This window comes from Pedobacter sp., from assembly GCF_035566355.1.
In the GTDB taxonomy this organism is placed as follows: domain Bacteria; phylum Bacteroidota; class Bacteroidia; order Sphingobacteriales; family Sphingobacteriaceae; genus Pedobacter.
In genome coordinates this window covers 1-4,724 of record NZ_DATMRL010000316.1, presented here as the reverse complement: position 1 = coordinate 4,724, position 4,724 = coordinate 1, and the positions used below count along the sequence as shown (strand labels likewise).

The 4,724-nt window shown below is 42.5% G+C and carries 4 protein-coding genes; 1 reads left to right on the top strand and 3 read right to left on the bottom strand.

Annotation, left to right across the window (positions count from 1 at the left end):
• Positions 1-27: 27 nt before the first annotated feature.
• From VNZ46_RS12320 to VNZ46_RS12310, 3 genes are all read right to left on the bottom strand, one after another.
• Complete coding sequence (locus tag VNZ46_RS12320) at positions 28-2,184, bottom strand: peptidase domain-containing ABC transporter (protein ID WP_325560433.1); 2,157 nt, start codon at positions 2,182-2,184, stop codon at positions 28-30.
• 4 nt (positions 2,185-2,188) lie between these two features.
• Positions 2,189-3,361, bottom strand: a complete 1,173-nt coding sequence (locus VNZ46_RS12315; protein WP_325560432.1) for an HlyD family secretion protein — start codon at positions 3,359-3,361, stop codon at positions 2,189-2,191.
• A 61-nt stretch (positions 3,362-3,422) separates the two neighbouring features.
• Positions 3,423-3,629 carry a hypothetical protein gene (locus VNZ46_RS12310; protein ID WP_325560431.1) on the bottom strand — a complete coding sequence of 69 codons (207 nt, stop codon included), beginning with the start codon at positions 3,627-3,629 and terminating at the stop codon, positions 3,423-3,425.
• 398 nt (positions 3,630-4,027) lie between these two features.
• On the opposite strand from VNZ46_RS12310, the gene VNZ46_RS12305 reads away from it, so the two are divergent.
• Positions 4,028-4,724 (top strand): NAD(P)-dependent alcohol dehydrogenase (locus tag VNZ46_RS12305; RefSeq protein ID WP_325560430.1); only part of this gene is annotated, 697 nt, incomplete at its 3' end.

Below are 4,724 nucleotides of genomic sequence, written 5' to 3'. Positions count from 1 at the left end.
CAATCTCTATTTCTTCTATTGCTTCAGTTACACTTCCTCCGGCATTTGAAGTTTCCACAAATGTCCGTAGTGAGAATTAGGTTTATGCCTCAATTCCTGGTGATTTCCTTGCTCAATAACCACACCTTTATCCAGCACGATGATCTTATCTGCATTGTTCAGCGTACTCAGGCGATGTGCAATTACAATAACCGTCTTGTGCCTTGCCTTTAAAATATCAATCATTCTCTGTACATATTTTTCTGATGCAGAGTCCAGGGAAGAAGTCGCTTCATCGAGGATAAGCACTTCCGGATCACGGTATAAAGCTCTTGCAATAGCAATACGCTGTCTCTGGCCTCCGGATAAGGAAGCTCCGTTTTCTCCAAGGTAGGTCTGAAATCCCCTGGGCAGCGATTCTATAAATCCAATAAGCCCAAGTTGTGTAGAAATATCTATAATCTTCTGCATGTCGGGCTCATAATCGCCAATTGCGATATTATCTATCACATTACCGGCAAACAGGTCAATCTGCTGCGGCACCACAGACACCAGGCGACGGAGCGAGGAATTATTGATGTATTTCAGATCATATTTCCCGATCCGGATGTTTCCGCTCTGTATCGGGTAAATATTCTGCAGCAAGGACATCAATGTTGATTTTCCCGATCCACTCTCCCCTATAATGGCCGTAAACCTCCCTTTTGGAATTTTTAAATTCAGATCTTCAAAAACAGCAACCCTGGTACCATAACGAAAGGAAACATGCTCAAAATGTATATCCCCTATTTTATCCGGGGTCAGTTCAATCTGGTTTTCTTCTTTTTCCAGTTCCAGATCCATAATTTCAAAAAGCCGGTCTGCAGCAATCACCGCATCCTGCACCGTTTTATTCATGCCGATCAACGAAGAAACAGGCCCTGTAAAATAACCGATCAAGGTATAAAAGGACAATAATTCTCCGGGTGTAATGGTACTGTCAATGACATAACCTGCGCCTACCCAAAGCAATATGATCGTGAGCAAACGCGATGTAAGCTCAGAAGAGGTCCCCGCAAAAACAGAATTCATATTTGATTTAAATCCATCCTTCAGCAATTTGATAAAATGGGTTTCTGTTTTCTCATTGGCAAAAGACTCCAGGCCAAACCTTTTTATTGTTCCCACTGCATTCAGACTTTCCACCAGCTGAGATTCCAGTTCAGCAGAATCTTCCATCAGTTTCCTTTGCGCTTTCTTGTTGAGTTTATCTGTCACATAGTAAATGAGCAGGTATAAGGGGATCACCGCAAGCATAAGCAGGGCCAGCTTCCAGTAATAAGTAAACATCATGGCAAAGGAGAAAAACACAATGAATATATTCACCAGGAAATTGATGCTTACATCGTTTAAAAAGGTCCTGATCTTTACCGCATCATTGATCCTGGAAATGATCTCCCCCACGCGCATGGTATCAAAGAACTGTTGCGGAAGCCTTAGCAGGTGCTTATAATAGCCCAGAATAAGCTTGGCGTCGATCATCTGCCCGGTCTTAAGGGTAAACACGGTTTTTGCCGTTCCGATAAAAAGCTGGATCACCAGGATGATCACCATGGCCATACTCATCAGGTTCAGCAGGTTCCGGTTCCCGTCTACCATCACAAAATCGACCAGTTTCTGTACAAAAACAGAGGTTGAAAGTCCTAAAACGGTATAGACAACGGCACCAAACAAGGCTTGAATCAAAATTGCTTTATGCGGACGGATCAAATTCCAGAAGCGCCCGTATACCGAAACTTTTTCATTGCCGGTTTCAAAGTCATCCGAAGGCAGCAACAGCACCAAAGCTCCCGTCCATTCTTTTTTAAACTCTTCATGGCTTTTACTGTACATCTGTCCGTCGATAGGATCCATGACTTCGACCACTTTATTAGTGACTTTATAGATCACCACATAATGTTCCAGGATTTCTTTGACGATAAGATGCGCTACCGCTGGTTTTGGAATTTTAAACAGGCTGTCGAAAGAACCTTTCACTCCTTTAGCTTCAAAGCCTAACTTTTGAGCCGCCTCTACCATTCCCAAAACATTAGTTCCTTTTTTGTCCGTTCCGGCAAATTGCCTGATCCTGGCTACAGGAAGGTCCAATTTATAATAGGACGCGATGGATGCCAGGCAGGCTGCACCGCAATCTGTAATGTCCCTTTGTTTTACTTTGATGCTCATAGCCTTATTTCCTTCCGTTTACATTGGGGTTTACCCAATCATCTACCTTATCATACAGCAACTGATACAGACTACGGCTGGTTACAGTAAACCTCGCCGTAAAATTCATTCCTTTTTTTAAAAATCCTTTATACCCGTTTTTTAAGGTCAGATGATCCTGGTCCAGGATACACTTTACTTTAAATACCGACTGATTCCCGTTAAGAATCACAATATCATCAGAAATATCTACCACCTTTCCCGCCGCAGAACCCCATTGATTATAATTGTAAGCATCAATCTGAAACCTTACTTCCTGTCCTTTTTTGATCAATCCAATATCTGAAGGTTTGATATAACAGTAAGCCATTACACTCGCATCAGGCGATACTTCTCCAATCTTTTGATTGGCAAACACATAAGCTCCGTTCTGCAAGCCCTGCAGGTTTTGCACAGATCCGGTTACCGGCGCCCGAAGTACATACTGTTTTTTCTGCTCGCTCAGCTCCGCTTCCTGACCAGACAACTGACGAAGTTCGTTTCTAAAACCGTTGGCTTCCGTTTGCCACTGTGTTCTGTATTTTGTGCGGACCATGAGATAGGCAGATTCTGCCTGTTCCATTTCGAACTTATATTTTTCATATTCAGCTACCGTGAGCACTTTATTCTGGTAAAGCTTATTGTAGCGGGCAAAAGTACTTTCTGCTTGTCTTTTGGTAACATCTGCATTTTCCAGTTCCTGTGCAAATTGCTGCCAGGAGGCACTGTATTGCCCGGTCTGCAAGCTTGGGGGATTGAATTTACTTTGTTTTTTGTAGTTCAGCAGGATGTTGATATCCTGTATAAACTGATGGAGTTGCCCGGCCCTGTTTTGCACCAGTACAGTTTGCTGTTTTGGCAAACCCGCATCAATGACCAGGAGTGTATCCCCTTGGTTGAGCTTTTTATTGTCTGCCAGTCTGTATTGGATCAGCCGCCCGTTAACAGGGATCAGAAGTTCTGTTTTTTCCAGAGAGGATTGTAATACACCATTGCCTTTTACACTGATTGGAGTTTTAATAAAGGGCAATGCCGCAAAAGTTCCCAGGACAACCAGAACGGTAACCTGATAAATAAGTTGGCTGGACCTGCTGATCTGCGAACGGTAGACAATGGAAGTGGAGGATATTGTTTCCGCAGAGTGTGAAGATAGCGCCATAGTCGTATATTAAAATAACCCTTGCTCCTGGTTCGGAACAAGGGTCATCATTCGGTTGTTCTTACAAACCCCAAACAAATTTTGCAACATTAACTAATGTTTTGTTCAGGAATGTAGATAAGTCAGCAGTAACAGCATTTACTGTTCCAGCAACAGAACTTAAAAGACCATCAAGGATACCGCCTAAAAGACCGCCACCATTAACTTTTGTCATTTCAGCTGCGTTCATTTCCTGAACACCAAGATTTTTTAATTCTAAATTTTTCATAATAGGGATTTTTAAAAATTTAAGTTCCTTACTCTTTTAAAGGCTTTTCAGGTTAACGCCCAGGTTGGCCAAACGCTAAGCGAATATAATGTAGAATGCCTAAAGACAGAAAAAGCCAGCCTTGGCAAGGGTTTACATAAATCAGGTCAAAAAACTATAAAAGCGGTCTTGTGGGGTTAAAATGGCTATTTTAAACATCAGGCACTGCTTTTATTCAGTTTATTCATTTTGCCGCAGACAGGGAATAGTCTAATTTTTAAACAAAAAATTTTCGCCGATACGATTATTGAAGATTCCCTATAATTGTTTGAAATTTGCAAGTATTCCTTTGAATGTTTTAACTGCCAATTAACTTGCAAGCTTTACATTTGTTAGGTACAATAACAAAGATCTTAACCATGATACAAGCAAAAGGATATGCTGCACAAGATGCACAAACAGATTTAGCACCCTGGAATTTTGAACGCCGGGATGTAGGACCTCATGATGTCCAGATTGAAATATTATACTGTGGTGTTTGCCACTCAGATCTCCATCAGATTAAGAATGATTGGTTTCCAGGCCTGTTTCCAATGGTACCTGGCCATGAAATCGTTGGCCGGATCGTTAAAGTAGGTGATCACGTTAAAAAATTCAAAGAAGGTGCGCTTGCAGGTGTGGGCTGTATGGTGGATTCCTGCCAGGTTTGCGAAAACTGTAAGGACGGACTGGAACAATACTGTCTGGAAGGCAGTACCCAAACCTATAACAACAAAGACAGATCTGGTGTACCTACTTATGGTGGTTATTCCAATTCTATCGTCGTTCGCGAAGAATTTGTATTACAGGTTTCAGAAAAATTATCCCTGGCCGCTACTGCACCATTGCTGTGCGCAGGAATTACCACCTATTCTCCACTGCGTCACTGGAAAGTTGGGAAAGGCCACAAACTGGCAGTTTTAGGCCTGGGTGGTTTAGGACATATGGGCGTTAAATTTGGGCTTGCATTTGGTGCCGAAGTTACCGTACTCAGTACTTCCCCATCCAAAGAGGAGGCAGCCAAAGCCCTTGGTGCGCATCACTTTGTCGTAACGTCAGATCCCGCACAACTAGAAG